Source organism: Cronobacter condimenti 1330 (assembly GCF_001277255.1).
Classification (GTDB): domain Bacteria; phylum Pseudomonadota; class Gammaproteobacteria; order Enterobacterales; family Enterobacteriaceae; genus Cronobacter; species Cronobacter condimenti.
Genome location: NZ_CP012264.1, coordinates 1666559 through 1680970 on the forward strand (window position 1 = coordinate 1666559; position 14412 = coordinate 1680970).

At 56.2% G+C, this 14412-nt stretch carries 16 protein-coding genes; 5 read left to right on the forward strand and 11 right to left on the reverse strand.

Translation table 11 applies throughout. From position 1 onward, the window contains the following. Positions 1–79 precede the first annotated feature (79 nt). Positions 80–1000: a Kdo(2)-lipid IV(A) acyltransferase gene (locus AFK62_RS07620; RefSeq protein ID WP_053531822.1), complete on the reverse strand. Its 921-nt coding sequence runs from the start codon at positions 998–1000 to the stop codon at positions 80–82. A gap of 226 nt (positions 1001–1226) precedes the next feature. Between AFK62_RS07620 and trhO the strand changes: the two genes are divergently transcribed. Next, a complete protein-coding gene (gene trhO, locus AFK62_RS07625; RefSeq protein ID WP_032983899.1) occupies positions 1227–2276 on the forward strand; it encodes an oxygen-dependent tRNA uridine(34) hydroxylase TrhO in 1050 nt (349 codons plus the stop codon). Between the two features lie 54 nt (positions 2277–2330). On the opposite strand, the gene AFK62_RS07630 is transcribed toward trhO, so the two are convergent. The 9 genes from AFK62_RS07630 to mdtH all read right to left on the reverse strand — a co-directional run bounded on the left by AFK62_RS07630 (position 2331) and on the right by mdtH (position 9733). Further along, a complete protein-coding gene (locus tag AFK62_RS07630; RefSeq protein ID WP_032983898.1) occupies positions 2331–2906 on the reverse strand; it encodes a YceI family protein in 576 nt (191 codons plus the stop codon). A gap of 14 nt (positions 2907–2920) precedes the next feature. Beyond that, positions 2921–3475, reverse strand: a complete 555-nt coding sequence (locus AFK62_RS07635; RefSeq protein WP_053531823.1) for a cytochrome b — start codon at positions 3473–3475, stop codon at positions 2921–2923. Between the two features lie 322 nt (positions 3476–3797). Then, complete coding sequence (gene solA, locus AFK62_RS07640) at positions 3798–4922, reverse strand: N-methyl-L-tryptophan oxidase (protein ID WP_007664339.1); 1125 nt, start codon at positions 4920–4922, stop codon at positions 3798–3800. 117 nt (positions 4923–5039) lie between these two features. Beyond that, a complete protein-coding gene (bssS, locus tag AFK62_RS07645; RefSeq protein ID WP_071884298.1) occupies positions 5040–5294 on the reverse strand; it encodes a biofilm formation regulator BssS in 255 nt (84 codons plus the stop codon). A gap of 324 nt (positions 5295–5618) precedes the next feature. Next, positions 5619–5864 carry a DNA damage-inducible protein I gene (gene dinI, locus AFK62_RS07650; RefSeq protein ID WP_007664331.1) on the reverse strand — a complete coding sequence of 82 codons (246 nt, stop codon included), beginning with the start codon at positions 5862–5864 and terminating at the stop codon, positions 5619–5621. 82 nt (positions 5865–5946) lie between these two features. Beyond that, positions 5947–6993 (reverse strand): dihydroorotase, encoded by a 1047-nt coding sequence (pyrC, locus tag AFK62_RS07655; protein WP_007664329.1) that lies wholly within the window; start codon positions 6991–6993, stop codon positions 5947–5949. Positions 6994–7121: 128 nt separating this feature from the next. After that, on the reverse strand, positions 7122–7682 hold the full coding sequence (locus tag AFK62_RS07660) for a lipoprotein (RefSeq protein ID WP_032983897.1): 561 nt from the start codon (positions 7680–7682) through the stop codon (positions 7122–7124). 118 nt (positions 7683–7800) lie between these two features. Then, positions 7801–8448 carry a glutaredoxin 2 gene (gene grxB, locus AFK62_RS07665; RefSeq protein WP_007664325.1) on the reverse strand — a complete coding sequence of 216 codons (648 nt, stop codon included), beginning with the start codon at positions 8446–8448 and terminating at the stop codon, positions 7801–7803. Positions 8449–8524: 76 nt separating this feature from the next. Next, positions 8525–9733 (reverse strand): multidrug efflux MFS transporter MdtH, encoded by a 1209-nt coding sequence (gene mdtH / locus AFK62_RS07670; RefSeq protein ID WP_053531824.1) that lies wholly within the window; start codon positions 9731–9733, stop codon positions 8525–8527. 266 nt (positions 9734–9999) lie between these two features. On the opposite strand from mdtH, the gene rimJ reads away from it, so the two are divergent. From rimJ to murJ, 4 genes are all read left to right on the forward strand, one after another. Beyond that, positions 10000–10584, forward strand: coding sequence for a ribosomal protein S5-alanine N-acetyltransferase (gene rimJ, locus AFK62_RS07675; RefSeq protein ID WP_053531825.1), 585 nt, complete (start codon positions 10000–10002; stop codon positions 10582–10584). A gap of 10 nt (positions 10585–10594) precedes the next feature. Next, positions 10595–11248: a YceH family protein gene (locus AFK62_RS07680; protein WP_007664320.1), complete on the forward strand. Its 654-nt coding sequence runs from the start codon at positions 10595–10597 to the stop codon at positions 11246–11248. A gap of 2 nt (positions 11249–11250) precedes the next feature. After that, entirely contained in the window at positions 11251–12174 is a 924-nt protein-coding gene (locus AFK62_RS07685) for a Gfo/Idh/MocA family protein (RefSeq protein ID WP_007664318.1), read from the forward strand. A gap of 115 nt (positions 12175–12289) precedes the next feature. After that, positions 12290–13825: a murein biosynthesis integral membrane protein MurJ gene (gene murJ, locus AFK62_RS07690; protein WP_032983895.1), complete on the forward strand. Its 1536-nt coding sequence runs from the start codon at positions 12290–12292 to the stop codon at positions 13823–13825. Between the two features lie 159 nt (positions 13826–13984). On the opposite strand, the gene flgN is transcribed toward murJ, so the two are convergent. Further along, on the reverse strand, positions 13985–14410 hold the full coding sequence (gene flgN / locus AFK62_RS07695; protein WP_007664312.1) for a flagella biosynthesis chaperone FlgN: 426 nt from the start codon (positions 14408–14410) through the stop codon (positions 13985–13987). Positions 14411–14412 lie beyond the last annotated feature (2 nt).

The window sequence follows — 14412 nt, forward strand, 5'->3', positions numbered from 1 at the left end:
TTGAGACTTGCAAGAATGAATGGAAAAAAATGGCGAAAGAAGAGGGGCCCGAAGCGTAAAGGCGCTACGGGCAAAAGGTTTAGTAACGCGAGGGCACGCCTTCTGGTCGCGTTTTGAAGCGGCGATGCAGCCACATATATTGATCAGGCGCCATCAGAATGCATTCCTCTACGACTTTATTCATCCAGGCGGCGGTCTCTTCAGCGCTGCCGACCGGCGGTGCGCATTCCGGCTCCAGCACAATCAGCTCGTAGCCGCTGCCATCGGCTTTACGGCGCGGGACAAACGGCACAATACTCGCTTTCGACATTTTCGTGAGCATCCAGGTGCCTGAGGTTGTGGCGGCCTGATCGACGGCGAAGAACGGCACAAATACGCTGTTGCGTGGGCCATAATCGTGGTCCGGCGCGTACCAGATAATTTCGCCGCCTTTCAGGGCGCGGATCATCCCTTTAAGATCTTTACGATCGAGCATCGTTTTATTGGAGCGCAGGCGGCCCCAGGTTTGCAGCCAGTCGAGCAGCGGATTGTCGTTCGGGCGATACACCCCGATCCCTGGCGTATGCATCCCGAAAATGCGCGCGCCCAGCTCCAGCGTCAGAAAGTGAACGCCTATCAGCAAAATGCCCTGCTGCTGCGCGAGCAACGCTTTTACCGGCTCAATGCCGGAGACGTCAGTCCAGCGGGCGACACGCCAGTTGGGCCAGAACCAGGCCATGCCAGTTTCCATCAGCCCCATGCCGACAGACTCGAAATTTTTCACCACCAGCGCCTCCCGCTCGGCTTCGCTCATAGCGGGAAAGCACAGCTCCAGATTACGATGCGCGATGCGCGCACGGCGTTTCATCAGCCGCATCGCGAGGCGCCCAAGCCCACGCCCGAGCCGCCAGATGACCGGGTAGGGGAGCAGCACGACGAGATACAGCAGGCCGATGCCAAGCCAGGTCAGCCAGTAACGGGGATGGAGCAGTGCGCGAGAAAATTGCGGTAAATGCGTCATGAAAATTCCATTAATTTGCAGGCGAAGCCCTTTCACGGCCTGTATTGTGACATTTTTTTGCGAGCGACCAAAATTCTCTGCCGCTCGCGCCGTGACGCCTGTCTGAAGAAAATATTCGCTAAGGTGTGGAAAATGTAGCGCAAAATGTAGGGATGTAAATTAACGGTAATTGCTATATCATGCCGGCCGTTATTTATTCCCCCCACCGATAGCAGGAACGTACACCATGCCAGTGTTACACAACCGCATATCGAATGAGGAGCTGAGGGCGCGAATGCTCGCCGAAACCGAGCCGCGTACCACTATCTCATTCTATAAGTATTTCACCATCGACGATCCGAAAGCCACGCGCGACGCGCTCTGGCAGGCGTTTACTGCACTGAATGTTTTTGGCCGTATCTATCTAGCCCATGAAGGTATCAACGCGCAAATCAGCGTGCCGGAAAGTCAGGTGGAGGCGTTTCGCGCCACGCTGTATGGCTTCCATCCGGCGCTAAACGGCGTGCGTCTGAATATTGCGCTGGATGACGACGGCAAATCCTTTTGGGTGCTGCGCATGAAAGTGCGTGATCGTATCGTCGCAGACGGTATCGACGATCCGACCTTTGATGCCAGCGATGTCGGCGATTATCTGAAGGCGGCGGAAGTCAACGCGATGCTGGACGATCCGGACGCGGTGTTTATTGATATGCGTAACCACTATGAATATGAAGTGGGGCATTTTGAGAACGCGCTGGAAATTCCGGCCGACACCTTCCGCGAGCAACTGCCGAAAGCGGTAGAAATGATGCAGGAGTACAGGGACAAGAAAATTGTCATGTACTGCACGGGGGGGATCCGCTGTGAAAAGGCGAGCGCGTTCATGCGCCACAACGGTTTCCAGAAAGTCTGGCATATCGAAGGCGGCATTATTGAGTACGCGCGTAAAGCGCGTGAGCAGGGGTTGCCGGTGCGTTTTGTCGGTAAAAACTTCGTGTTCGACGAACGTATGGGCGAGCGTATTTCTGACGATGTTATCGCGCACTGCCACCAGTGCGGCACGCCGTGCGACAGCCACACCAACTGCAAAAATGACGGCTGCCACCTGCTGTTTATCCAGTGTCCGGCCTGTGCGCAGAAGTTCGACGGTTGTTGCAGCGAGCTGTGTAAAGAAGAGATGGCGTTGCCGGAAGATGAACAGCGCCGCCGCCGCGCTGGACGCGAGAACGGCAACAAAATCTTCAATAAATCCCGCGGTCGGCTCAACACCACGCTCGGCATTCCAGACCCGGAATAACCCGCAGCCAAAAAAACCGGTCTGATGACCGGTTTTTTTATACCCGTAACGGGATTATTTCTGCTTCACGCCTTCAACCGAAATAATCAAATCCACTTCCTGAGACGCAGGCCCCAGATCGGTGGTGATGTTGAAGTCCTTAAGCTTAATCTTGCCCTCGGCTTCAAAGCCTGCGCGTTCGCCGCCCCACGGATCTTTACCCTGGCCCAGCAGTTTCGCTTCCAGGGTAACCGGCTTCGTCACGCCGTTCAGGGTCAGGTCGCCGGTAATATCCAGGTCGTCGCCATCTTTCTTCACGCCGGTTGAGGTGAACGTCGCTTTCGGGAATTTCGCCACGTTCAGGAATTCCGCGCTGCGCAGGTGTTTGTCGCGCTCGGCGTGGTTGGTGTCGACGCTATTGGTATTGATGGTAACGTTAACTTTATCCGCCGACGGGTTTTTCTCATCAAACGTGAACGTACCGTCGAAGTCGCGGAACGTTCCGTACAGCCAGCTATAACCCAGATGCTGAATGCGGAAATTAACGAAGGCATGCTGCCCTTCTTTATCAATCTTGTAGTCAGCAGCAACGGCTGAACCGGTCGTGAACAGCAGGGCACCCAGAGTAACCCCCAGCAGGCTTTTCTTCATATTTCGCTCCATGGTTAATGTGACGCTTTCCCGAGCATCCGCTTCAGGGTGACGTCTTTGTCGACAAAGTGATGTTTCAGCGCGGCCAGCGCGTGCAGGACCGAAAGGACCACGACGCTCCAGGCGAGCCATAAATGAATGTCCCCGGCGAGATCGGCCTGCTCTCCCGCGCCGCTCACCAACGCGGGCACGTCGAACAGGCCAAAGACAGAAATCGGCTTGCCTTCCGCCGTCGAGATCAGATAGCCGCTGATAAGGATCGTAAAAAGGATCAAATAGAGCATGATGTGCGCGGCGACCGCACTGTAATGGGTCAGACGCGAATAGCTGGCGAGTGGCGGTGGCGGAGGTGAGATAAAGCGCCAGACCACCCGCACCAGCAGAAAAACAAACAGAATAATGCCGATGCTTTTGTGAATTTCCGGCGCCTGGTGATACCAGACATCGTAATAGCCGAGCGATACCATCCAAAGCCCCAGCGCAAACATGCCGTAAACTGTCAGCGCCATCAGCCAGTGAAGAAGTACCGAAATATGTCCATATCGAGTTGGTGAGTTACGCCACTGCATGTTTATGCGTCCGTCAGAAATAATGACTCAAACAGTGGCGTTTAGGGACTTTAAAAGCAAACCAAAAAAACGGAACAAATTATTCAAATAATTTGATTTTAAAGTTACATCGCATAAAAGTGGCTAATTGATTGTTTAAACCGCTATAGCCAGCGGGAATATGCCCCGTGTGTGAGGTTATAACCGTTAGTCTGCAAGATGAAGGGGGTATTTTTCAGCGAAATAGTTTAGCGCGTTATCAGGTTTTGTCAGTTTTACGTCAATATTTTTGATATCTAAACCTGGGGGCCTGGCCAGTGTGATCACCCGGCCAGGCGTGTTGTCAGGCAGGAGAGGTAAAACGCGACAGCGAGAACGGCGTAAGGTCAACATCATACGGTTTGTCAGCAGCGAACTGCGTGGCGATTTCCCCCAGCACCGATGCGAACTTAAAGCCGTGACCACTCAGGCCGGTTACCAGTAGCACGTTTGGCGCATCTGGCAGTGTGTCGATAATAAAATCTTCGTCCGGCGTGTTGTCATAGGTGCAGGACGCGCCATAAAGACAGCCGCCGATGCCCGGCAGGAAATGGCGCAGGAACGGGAAGGCTTCAGCGCCATCGGTGGCCACCGCGCCGAAGGGCACGCGTTCTTCCGGGCGCGAAATCACCTGCCCGCCATTATGTTTACCGATTTTCAGCTCGTTATTTTCCGCAGGGAAACCGTAGAACTGATCGCCGTTCGGCATCTCGCCGGTGAAAGCGGGAAACCGGTTATTGGTGCTGTAGCGGCCATCGGCCTGATACCAGGCGAAAATTTTACGTACCGGCGTCACCGGCAGGCCCGGCACCAGACGCGTGACCCAGGTACCGGCGCTAATCAGCGCCTTGCGGGCGTGGTAAACGCCATCGATCGTGGTCACGCTGACGCCCTCGGGTGTGGCACTAAAATCGCTGACAGGGCAGTTGAAGAGCTGTGCGCAGCCCGCCTCTTTGGCGAGACGGATGTAGGTGGCAATGGCTTTTTCACTGCGTAACACGCCGGAATTGGGCTCAAACAGGCCAAGATAATTTTCCGGCAGGCGGATTTCAGGCCAGCGCGCCATCACCTCGTCACCCGTCAGTTTCTCAAGCGGGAGCTGCCAGCGCGCCGCGCTGTCGGCAACATTCGCAAGAAAGGTGGAGTCAGCCGGGCCGAGATTAATAATGCCGGTGCGCTCGAAAATACGCTCGCCGCCTTGCTCCTGAAGCTCTTCCCACAGCGTCTGGGCACGTAGTACCAGCGGAACATAACGCTCGCCTTCGCCATAGGCGTGGCGGATAAGCCGCGTGTCGCCATGGTGGCTGCCTTCCTGATGCGGCGGGTGGGCGCTGTCTATCATTAATACGTTAAGCCCGGCGCGAGTTGCATAATAACCGGCCGCTGCGCCTGTTGAACCGCTGCCGATGATAATCAGATCGTATTCCATGAAATTACTCCGCGAAAAACAATGGTTAGCAGAGTAATTAAGAGCAGGACAATTCTCAAGCAGGAAAAAATAAAGGCGCCCCGGAGGACGCCTTTGAGTTATAAGAAAAGCACGGTATCAGTGCTTGCGATAATCGCTTTCCTGGTACTCACCGGATTCAATTTTTGCAATGCCGGCTTCTAAGATAGAAATAAATTGTCGTGCTACATCGGTCGTAAGCCATAAAGTCTGGCCAACTTCGGTTGCTTCGCGATCCACCTGCGGAGAGGTCTGATAGTGCAACCGCAGCATCAGTGCGTCATAGCTGTCGACGGTGCTGATGTCCCATCCAACAAGGGGATGCGTCTGTATTACTTCATTTTTTTCCATCATAACCCCCTTATACGTGTTTATAGACAACGACTCATGAGGTTCAATGCGTGTTTTCTTATCTCTGAAGCAAATAAAGTATATCAATCAATAAGGGAAAATGGGGCAGAAATAAATACCCTGAAACACATTTTTTTCACATTTTGAATTCACTGAACAATAAAACGGCAAATTATTCGCAAATTTTTGTTAAGGCGTGGGATCAATGAGATAAATGCTTAAAAGAAAAAAATCGTCTATCGCAGAAAAAGGCGCAGCAAATAAAAGAAAAAAACCGGGCGGCGAAGCCCGGAAAAACTGACACCATAGAGAAGACGGGAATGAGGGTTAATCGGCGGTAAACCAGTCGTCAGCGCTCTCCCAGGTTTCCTGGAGAATTTCACTGATGCGATCTTTATCTTCTTTCGCACCACCCAGAACCGACAGCTGATTGGCAGCGGCATAGCGCACGCTGACATGGTTCGGCATTTCCGGATAATGGCTTTCAATACGGCGGGATAGCTCGCAGGCCAGCGCGTCAATAGCGCCTGGTGGCAGCGGCGTGGTTTTGGCGATAGTCACTTCAATACGCATAACAACCCCCTGTTCATCATACTGTATATATATACAGGCTCATGGCGCGCCATGCAACAGGGGGGTTAAGTTTTTTTGCGGGTTAGCGTTTCACCGTCCAGCGTACGGCTTCACCTGCGAGAAAAGGCACCAGCGTGTCGTCGGCGATATCAATCACTTCTGGCATCACGCTCTCTTCACGCACCAGCTCAACCGTGCCGTCATTAACCGGCAGGCCGTAAAAACGCGGGCCGTTGAGTGAGGCGAACGCTTCAAAGTGTTGCAGTGCATTCATCTCTTCAAACACGGTGGCATACGCGCCAAGGGCTGAAGGCGCGTTGAAGCAGCCTGCGCAGCCGCAGCTTGCCTCTTTGCGATGGCGCGCGTGCGGTGCGGAATCGGTGCCGAGGAACACGCGCTCGCAGCCGCTTGCCACCAGTTCGCGCAGTGCCTGTTGATGCACATTACGCTTGAGGATTGGCAGGCAGTAGAGGTGAGGGCGAATGCCGCCCGCGAGCATATGATTGCGGTTAAACATCAGGTGCTGCGGGGTAATGGTCGCAGCAAGCCGGGCATTGCCTTCGCGCACATAGTCGGCGGCATCTTTGGTGGTGATATGCTCAAACACGACTTTCAGGCCCGTCAGGCGCGCCCTGAGCGGCTCCATCACCGTTTCAATAAATCGCGCTTCGCGATCGAAAATATCCACCTCGCTGTGGGTGACTTCGCCATGCACCAGTAGCGGCATGCCGAGTTTCTCCATGCGCTCAAGCACCGTCATGATGTTATCAATGCTGGTGACGCCGTGGCTCGAGTTGGTGGTCGCGTTAGCCGGGTAAAGTTTTGCTGCCGTAAACACACCTTCCTGAAATCCGCGCTCCAGCTCGTTCGCATCCAGCGTGTCGGTGAGATAGCAGGTCATCAAGGGTTCGAAGGTATGATTTTCCGGCACGGCGTCGAGGATTCGCTGACGGTAGGCGATGGCGGCTTCCACGGTTGTGACCGGCGGTGCCAGGTTTGGCATGACAATAGCGCGCCCGTACGTTTCACTGGTATAAGGCACGACGGTTTTCAGCATATCGCCATCACGCAGATGAACGTGCCAGTCGTCGGGGCGGCGGATTTTTAAAACCTGGGATTGTACAGTCATGGAAGGCTCCGGCTTGGGGAAACAGTCAGTAATGGCTGGTTTTATGCCGGGCACTAAGGATAAGCGTAAACGTTTTCCTTTGCATCCTTTTCCTGAAAATTCGGGGGCATTGCGCCCCCGGTGCGGTATTAGTCGGTCAATGGAATAACGATTTCGCCGGGTTTCACTTCAAGCCCTTTGGCGAATTTTTTCGCGAGTGCCTCGCCTTTGGTGCGGTCTTCGCTCAGCACATAAGCGGGGCGCTGCTCAAAGTAGCTGCGCAGCGATTTATTGAGATAAGGCATCAGTGTCGAGAGCACCGGCGCCATTTTATCCGGCGTTATGCTGCTGTCGACAACCTCCATCTCGCGCAGGTAAATCGCGCCCTTTTCTTTGTCGAATGTAGGCAGCGCTTTCAGTTTCAGTTTCACCAGCGCTTTCTGATTGCCGAAGAGCGACGTCATGTCGAGGCTCGCATCACCGGTCAGGGTAATTTTGTTCGGCTCTTCGCGGCCAATCGCGCTGTTGAGATTCGTTAAAACGATATGAGCATCGGCTACGCCCGGCAGGCCAATGTCTTTGGCGTAATTATTTCGCTTCGCCAGCGCCTGGTTAATATCCTGTTCGGTAACGGTGTACTGTGCAAGCTGGTTACATCCCACCAGCAAACCGCTGACGATAAGCGCCGCGGCGACAAACATTTTTTTCATAAGCTTCCCTCATTCTGGTGCAGTCGGGCGATCCTGACACAAAGGAGGATGACCTGCCAGTGGAAGCGGCAAAAGCGGATTCGGCTGAAAACGCCGGTGGAAGCCACCGGCGCGGTCGTCAGATAGCCATTGAGGAGAGCAGATTAACTTGCGTCTGCTTGGCCATATTGTCGCGGTAATCCGCGACGCGGGTAGGGTAGTTGACGCCTGCGACCAGCGTCAGATTGCGCAGGACAGGGAAGAGATGAATATCATCTTCCGAAAGCTCGCCGTTCACGGCGTTCGGCTGGACAATGAGTTTGTCGAGGGCGCGCAGGTCATCACTGATGTTTTTAATCAGCCCCGCGGAATGCGCCATGTGCTCTTCAAACGAGCCGATGGATGCCTCTTTTTTCTCCGTAAAGTAACGGCGCGCCTCGGGCGTTGCGAATTCATCAAACGCGGCTTTGGCAAAACGCGGCAACAGCAGACGATTGACATACCCGTTGACGCGGCGCAGCCACTCTTCAATGGCCGGGTTGCGCTTGCCGGTCAGCAGCGGTTTGCCGTCGAGTTTGTCGACGTAATGGACGATATCCATACTTTCCGGCAGGTAACGGCTGTCATCTTTTTGCAGAATCGGGGCCATTTTCTGGCCAATCATGCGGGTGGGAGTGGCTTCGTCATCGTTTGACATTACGATAAGCTCCACTGGAAGGTTCTTCAGCCCGAAAATCATGCGCGCTTTCACACAGAACGGACAGTGATCGTAAATATATAACTTCACGTTTCTCCTCCTGCTCAGGTTACTGATTTTTCAGTATGGTGGAGAAAACCAAGGGGAGCAAATCGCCCCCCCTCTCTTACCCTTCTTGCTCAAGCAAACCTGTCGCGAGCCGTTTCTGGCTGAATTGCCACCAGAGCATCATAAACGTACCGATGCCTATTACGCCGAGCATCGCCCACGGCAGCTCTGGTGTATTGAGCGCACGACCTGCGTCAAAGAGCCAGCCGCCGCCGGCGTAACCGAGCGCGCCGCCAAAGGCGAGCCCGAGGCGGCTAAAGCCCATATAACTGCCACGCGCACGTGCGTCAGCGAGGGAGGCGCTCAGCGTTTCACGCGCCGGCTCGGCGATGATCGACCCCATATAAAACAGGCAAATTAAGGTAAACAGCTGTTGCAGGTTACTGGCAAGACCGATTGGCACGAGGCTGAAGGTCATCACCAGCAGGCCTGCCATCAGGCGCTGCTCCAGACGAAAGCGTTTTTCGCTCCAGCGCGCCAGCGGGTAGAGCAGCGTCAGCGATAACACGGCCTCGATGGCGTACATCCATTTGACGGCCGACGGTTCGCCCGCAATATCGTTAACCATCACCGGCAGCATCAGCATCACCTGTACCGCCAGCATGTAATAGCCGGTGAGCGTCAGCACATACGTGACAAAACGTTTATCGCGCATCACGCGGCCCATGCCTTCACGCAGCGGCGTGCGAACGGTAGAGAGTTTCCAGTCGGGTAGCAGCCAGGCGTTAAAGCCCGCGCAGAGCACAAACAGCAGCGCGCCAACGCCGCACACCAGCCGGAAATCATATTGCAGCAGCCAGCTGCCGATAAGCGCGCCTGTGACGGCGCCGGCGCTATCCTGCATCATTAGCAGCGAGAAGAAGCGCCCGCGCTCCTGAGGGCGCACGAGTTTAACCACCAGCGCCGAGCGCGGGGGATCAAAAAGCGTGCCGCCAAGCCCCGACAATACGCAGGAGAGCCACAGCACCCACGGCTCGTGGGCGACAGCCATCGTCGCGAAACCTGCGGCGCGCAGCAGCATACCGGTCACTATCATGGGGCGCGCGCCCAGCCGGTCGGCGATAGCGCCGCCGAAAATACCAAGCCCTTGCTGCACAAGCTGGCGCAGGCCGAGCGCAATGCCCACCATCAGCGCGGCCCAGCCGAGGCTATCGACGAAGCGGATGGAGATAAGCGGAAAGACGACAAAAAAGCCCAGAACCACGAGCATATTGTCAATTAACAGGAAATATTTACCCAGGCTTCTTGCCTGCGACACGCTGGACATTTCCCCTCCAGGGAAAAAAGCGAAGAGACCGCTCTATCTTAAGGCCTGGCGCGTGCAGTGGTGATGTTTTGCGCGACAATATTTTTTTATCGATCGCTATGATTGATTCATGAAATTCATCGTTCGGGCGCGTGGCGCCTCAAAGAATGGCATGTTGCTGTTTTCACTGTTTTGTTCACCGCGGTTATAGTAAAACGTAAGGCCCGCGATGGCGCGCTGTCCGGGGCTGGAGTCAGGAATAATGCCGAGAAAGGAGTAGGGTATCGATGTTTGGCTACCGAAGTAACGTGCCGAAGATAAGGTTAACGACAGACCGGCTGGTGGTGCGCCTGGTCCACGATCGCGACGCATGGCGGCTTGCGGACTATTACGCCGAAAACCGCCAGTTCCTCAAACCCTGGGAGCCGGTGCGCGATGAAAGTCACTGCTACCCGTCAGGCTGGCAGGCGCGTCTTGGCATGATTAATGAACTCCACAAGCAAGGCAACGCCTTCTATTTTGCGCTGCTTGATCCCGATGAAAACGAAATTCGCGGCGTCGCCAATTTTTCCAATGTGGTGCGCGGCTCGTTCCACGCCTGCTATCTCGGCTATTCACTCGGCGAAAAGTGGCAGGGGCAGGGGCTGATGTTTGAAGCCCTGACCAGCGCCATTCGCTATATGCAGCGCAGCCAGCACATGCACCGCATCATGGCCAACTATATGCCGCACAATCAGCGCAGCGGCGACTTGCTGGCGCGCCTCGGGTTTGAAAAAGAAGGCTATGCCAAAGATTACTTACTGATTGACGGCGTCTGGCGCGATCACGTGCTGACCGCGCTTACCGCGCGCGAATGGACGCCGGGGCGTTGAGGAGAAAATCATGAAACATCAGTTCAGCGCGCTGGAAGCGCGCGTCATCGGCTGCATGCTGGAAAAACAAGTCACGACGCCTGAGCAATATCCGCTCTCGGTCAACGGCCTGGTGACCGCCTGCAACCAGAAAACCAACCGCGAGCCGGTGATGAACCTGAGCGAGGCGCAGGTTCAGGAGACGTTAGATAACCTGGTGAAGCGCCACTATCTGCGCACCGTCAGCGGGTTTGGCAACCGCGTCACCAAATATGAGCAGCGTTTTTGCAATTCAGAATTCGGTGACCTGAAATTCTCGCCCGCCGAAGTGGCGCTGGTGACCACCCTGCTGCTGCGCGGCGCACAAACGCCGGGCGAGCTGCGCAGTCGTGCGGCGAGAATGCATGAGTTTAGCGACACGGCGGCGCTGGAGCGCGCGTTGCAGACGCTCGCCACCCGCGAAGATGGCCCGTTCGTGACGCGTCTTGCGCGTGAGCCGGGCAAGCGCGAGAGCCGTTATATGCATCTTTTCTGCGGCGAGCCCGAGGCGGCCGTGCAGGCGAATGACAGCGAGGCGCCGGTAACCGATACCGACGCGCTGACCGCCCGCGTCGAGGCGCTGGAGCTTGAGGTCGCGGAATTGCGCGAGCGCCTTGAATCACTGTTGGGCCATCTGGGGGAATAACCGTGGCAAAATTACGCGTTGGGGTGGTAGGGCTTGGCGGCATCGCGCAGAAAGCGTGGCTGCCGGTATTGTCGCAGGCAACGGACTGGACGCTGACGGGCGCGTTTTCGCCCACGCGCGCCAAAGCGCTGCCGGTGTGTGAGGCATACCGTATTCCGTATATCGATTCGCTGTCCTCGCTCGCCGCACAGTGCGACGCGGTTTTCGTACACAGCGCCACCAGCAGCCATTATCAGGTGGTGAGCGAGCTGCTTAACGCGGGCGTGCATGTCTGCGTGGATAAACCGCTTGCGGAAAATCTGGCTGACGCGGAGCGTCTGGTCGCGCAGGCCCGGGCACGCAACCTGACACTGATGGTCGGCTTCAACCGTCGTTTCGCGCCGCTGTATCGTGAACTCAAAAATACGCTGGGAGACGCCGCTTCACTGCGTATGGACAAACATCGCGCCGACAGCGTCGGCCCGCACGATCTGCGGTTCACGTTACTCGATGATTATCTGCATCTGGTTGATACCGCGCTGTGGCTGGGCGGTGGTGAGGCGACGCTTGCGAGCGGCGCGCTGCAAACGACCGGGCAGGGCGAAATGTGGTACGCCGAACATCACTTTCGCAAGGGCACGCTTTCCATCACGACCAGTATGCATCGGCGTGCAGGCAGCCAGCGCGAATGGGTACAGGCGGTGACCGATGGCGCGCTGATTGACGTCACGGATATGCGCGACTGGCGTGAAGAGCGCGGTGCAGGCGTGGTGCACCGGCCGGTGCCGGGCTGGCAGAGCACGCTTGAGCAGCGCGGCTTTGCCGGTTGCGCGCGGCATTTCATCGACTGCGTGCAAAATCAGACGGTTCCGGAAACCGCAGGCGAGCAGGCGCTCCTCGCACAGCGCGTTGTGGAACGCCTGTGGCGCGAGGCGATGCGCGAGTAACCGCGGCGCGCAACTGCCAGTAGTATTTCCCTTTCAGTCGAGTAGACTAAGCGCTTCGCTGAAAAGCCCCTGACGCCTGCCCTGCAGGCGTCGGTGTTTATGGGAAAGTACAAGAATGAATTTACTGAAGTCGCTGGCTGCGGTCAGCTCAATGACCATGTTTTCCCGCGTACTGGGATTTGCGCGCGACGCCATTGTGGCGCGGGTGTTTGGCGCGGGCCTCGCGACCGACGCCTTTTTTGTCGCCTTTAAGCTGCCGAACCTGCTGCGGCGCATCTTTGCCGAGGGCGCGTTTTCACAGGCCTTTGTGCCAATCCTCGCGGAATATAAAAGCAAGCAAGGCGAAGACGCCACACGGGTGTTTGTCGCTTATGTCTCGGGTTTGCTGACGCTTGCGCTCTTTATCGTGACGGTGGCGGGGATGCTGGCAGCCCCTTGGGTGATTCTGGTGACGGCACCGGGTTTTGCCGACACGGCGGATAAATTCGCGCTGACCTCCTCACTGCTGCGTATCACCTTTCCTTATATTCTGCTGATTTCGCTGGCCTCGCTCGCCGGCGCCATCCTGAACACCTGGAACCGCTTCTCGGTACCGGCATTCGCCCCGACGCTTCTCAATATCAGCATGATAGGCTTCGCGCTTTTTGCCGCGCCGTACTTTAACCCGCCGGTGCTGGCGCTGGCCTGGGCGGTAACGGTGGGCGGCGTGCTGCAACTGCTCTATCAACTGCCGCACCTGAAGAAAATCGGCATGCTGGTGTTGCCGCGCATCAATTTAAAAGATGCAGGCGCGATGCGGGTGGTAAAGCAGATGGGCCCGGCGATCCTCGGCGTCTCGGTAAGCCAGATCTCGCTTATCATTAACACCATTTTCGCTTCGTTCCTGGTTTCCGGTTCGGTCTCCTGGATGTATTACGCCGACCGCCTGATGGAGTTTCCGTCCGGCGTGCTGGGCGTCGCGCTTGGCACAATTTTACTGCCGTCGCTGTCGCGCAGTTTCGCGAGCGGCAACCATGATGAATATTCGCGCCTGATGGACTGGGGCCTGCGCCTGTGCTTTTTACTGGCGCTGCCAAGCGCCGTCGCGCTGGGTATTCTTGCCAAACCGCTTACCGTGTCGCTGTTCCAGTACGGGAAATTTTCCGCAACCGACGCGATGATGACCCAGCGGGCGCTGGTGGCGTATTCGGTCGGGCTGATGGGGCTTATCGTGGTAAAAGTGCTGGCGCCGGGGTTCTACTCGCGACAGGACATTAAAACGCCGGTCAAAATCGCCATTGTGACGCTTATCATGACGCAGCTGATGAACCTGGCCTTTATTGGGCCGCTGAAGCACGCGGGCCTGGCGCTCTCCATTGGCCTCGCGGCCTGCCTTAACGCGGGCCTGCTTTACTGGCAGTTACGCAAGCGCAAGATTTTTGAGCCGCAGCCGGGGTGGGGCGCCTTTTTAGTGCGTCTTATCATAGCCGTGGTGGTGATGTCCGCCGCCCTCGTCGGTGTGATGCAGTTTATGCCTGAGTGGGCGACCGGTACGATGCCGGTGCGTTTGCTGCGTCTTGCGGCGGTGGTGGTGGCAGGGGTTATTGCCTATTTCGCCACGCTAACGCTGCTTGGCTTCCGGTTCCGCGACTTCGCGCGCCGCACACGATAAGCAACGCTGTTTTACATCACGACACGCCGGGGTAACCCGGCGTTTTTTTGTTTTTATAAGCGGGCACCAGCGTATCCGTTGCCAGTATTCAGATGTAAAAAAACCTTCCAGCAGGGAAACCCTGCCGGAATAGTCTTTTTTACCCCATCAACCTTGCGGTCAGATAGCTATCTTTTTCCCGCCGCGATGCATATTTGCGGAAGTCTGCCCGTTCGCGCCGTAAAGCGCGGGCTCCTGATGCGGCTTTAATACCGCCAGAGCTTGCTGGTTACGCGTCATTTGCCCTTCGAGCAACCAGCCGTTATGCAGATTCAGATCGCGCAAGTGCAGGGTTTTCTGAGTGATCGTCTGCCAGCGCTCAGCCATTTCAGGCGAGGCGGCACGTTGCGTGTTTTGTTCGCTGCGGCGTTGCTGCTCAAGATAGTCCAGCGTGGCCAGCAGCGAGCTTTTCTCTTCGGTGATGCGCTGAAGCGCACTGCCGTTAAGACTGCCCGCGGATAACTGATACTGCTCCGCGTCCATCACAGACTTCAGCGAATTCAGTACAGTTGTCATTTGGTCTAACACTTCTGACAGACGGCTCATAG

Excerpts from the sequence above, each read along its gene's own strand:
- AFK62_RS07620 (WP_053531822.1), bottom strand. The coding sequence starts at position 1,000 with ATGACGCATTTACCGCAATTTTCTCGCGCACTGCTCCATCCCCGTTAC.
- trhO (WP_032983899.1), top strand. The coding sequence starts at position 1,227 with ATGCCAGTGTTACACAACCGCATATCGAATGAGGAGCTGAGGGCGCGA.
- AFK62_RS07630 (WP_032983898.1), bottom strand. The coding sequence starts at position 2,906 with ATGAAGAAAAGCCTGCTGGGGGTTACTCTGGGTGCCCTGCTGTTCACG.
- AFK62_RS07635 (WP_053531823.1), bottom strand. The coding sequence starts at position 3,475 with ATGCAGTGGCGTAACTCACCAACTCGATATGGACATATTTCGGTACTT.
- solA (WP_007664339.1), bottom strand. The coding sequence starts at position 4,922 with ATGGAATACGATCTGATTATCATCGGCAGCGGTTCAACAGGCGCAGCG.
- bssS (WP_071884298.1), bottom strand. The coding sequence starts at position 5,294 with ATGATGGAAAAAAATGAAGTAATACAGACGCATCCCCTTGTTGGATGG.
- dinI (WP_007664331.1), bottom strand. The coding sequence starts at position 5,864 with ATGCGTATTGAAGTGACTATCGCCAAAACCACGCCGCTGCCACCAGGC.
- pyrC (WP_007664329.1), bottom strand. The coding sequence starts at position 6,993 with ATGACTGTACAATCCCAGGTTTTAAAAATCCGCCGCCCCGACGACTGG.
- AFK62_RS07660 (WP_032983897.1), bottom strand. The coding sequence starts at position 7,682 with ATGAAAAAAATGTTTGTCGCCGCGGCGCTTATCGTCAGCGGTTTGCTG.
- mdtH (WP_053531824.1), bottom strand. The coding sequence starts at position 9,733 with ATGTCCAGCGTGTCGCAGGCAAGAAGCCTGGGTAAATATTTCCTGTTA.
- rimJ (WP_053531825.1), top strand. The coding sequence starts at position 10,000 with ATGTTTGGCTACCGAAGTAACGTGCCGAAGATAAGGTTAACGACAGAC.
- AFK62_RS07680 (WP_007664320.1), top strand. The coding sequence starts at position 10,595 with ATGAAACATCAGTTCAGCGCGCTGGAAGCGCGCGTCATCGGCTGCATG.
- murJ (WP_032983895.1), top strand. The coding sequence starts at position 12,290 with ATGAATTTACTGAAGTCGCTGGCTGCGGTCAGCTCAATGACCATGTTT.
- flgN (WP_007664312.1), bottom strand. The coding sequence starts at position 14,410 with ATGAGCCGTCTGTCAGAAGTGTTAGACCAAATGACAACTGTACTGAAT.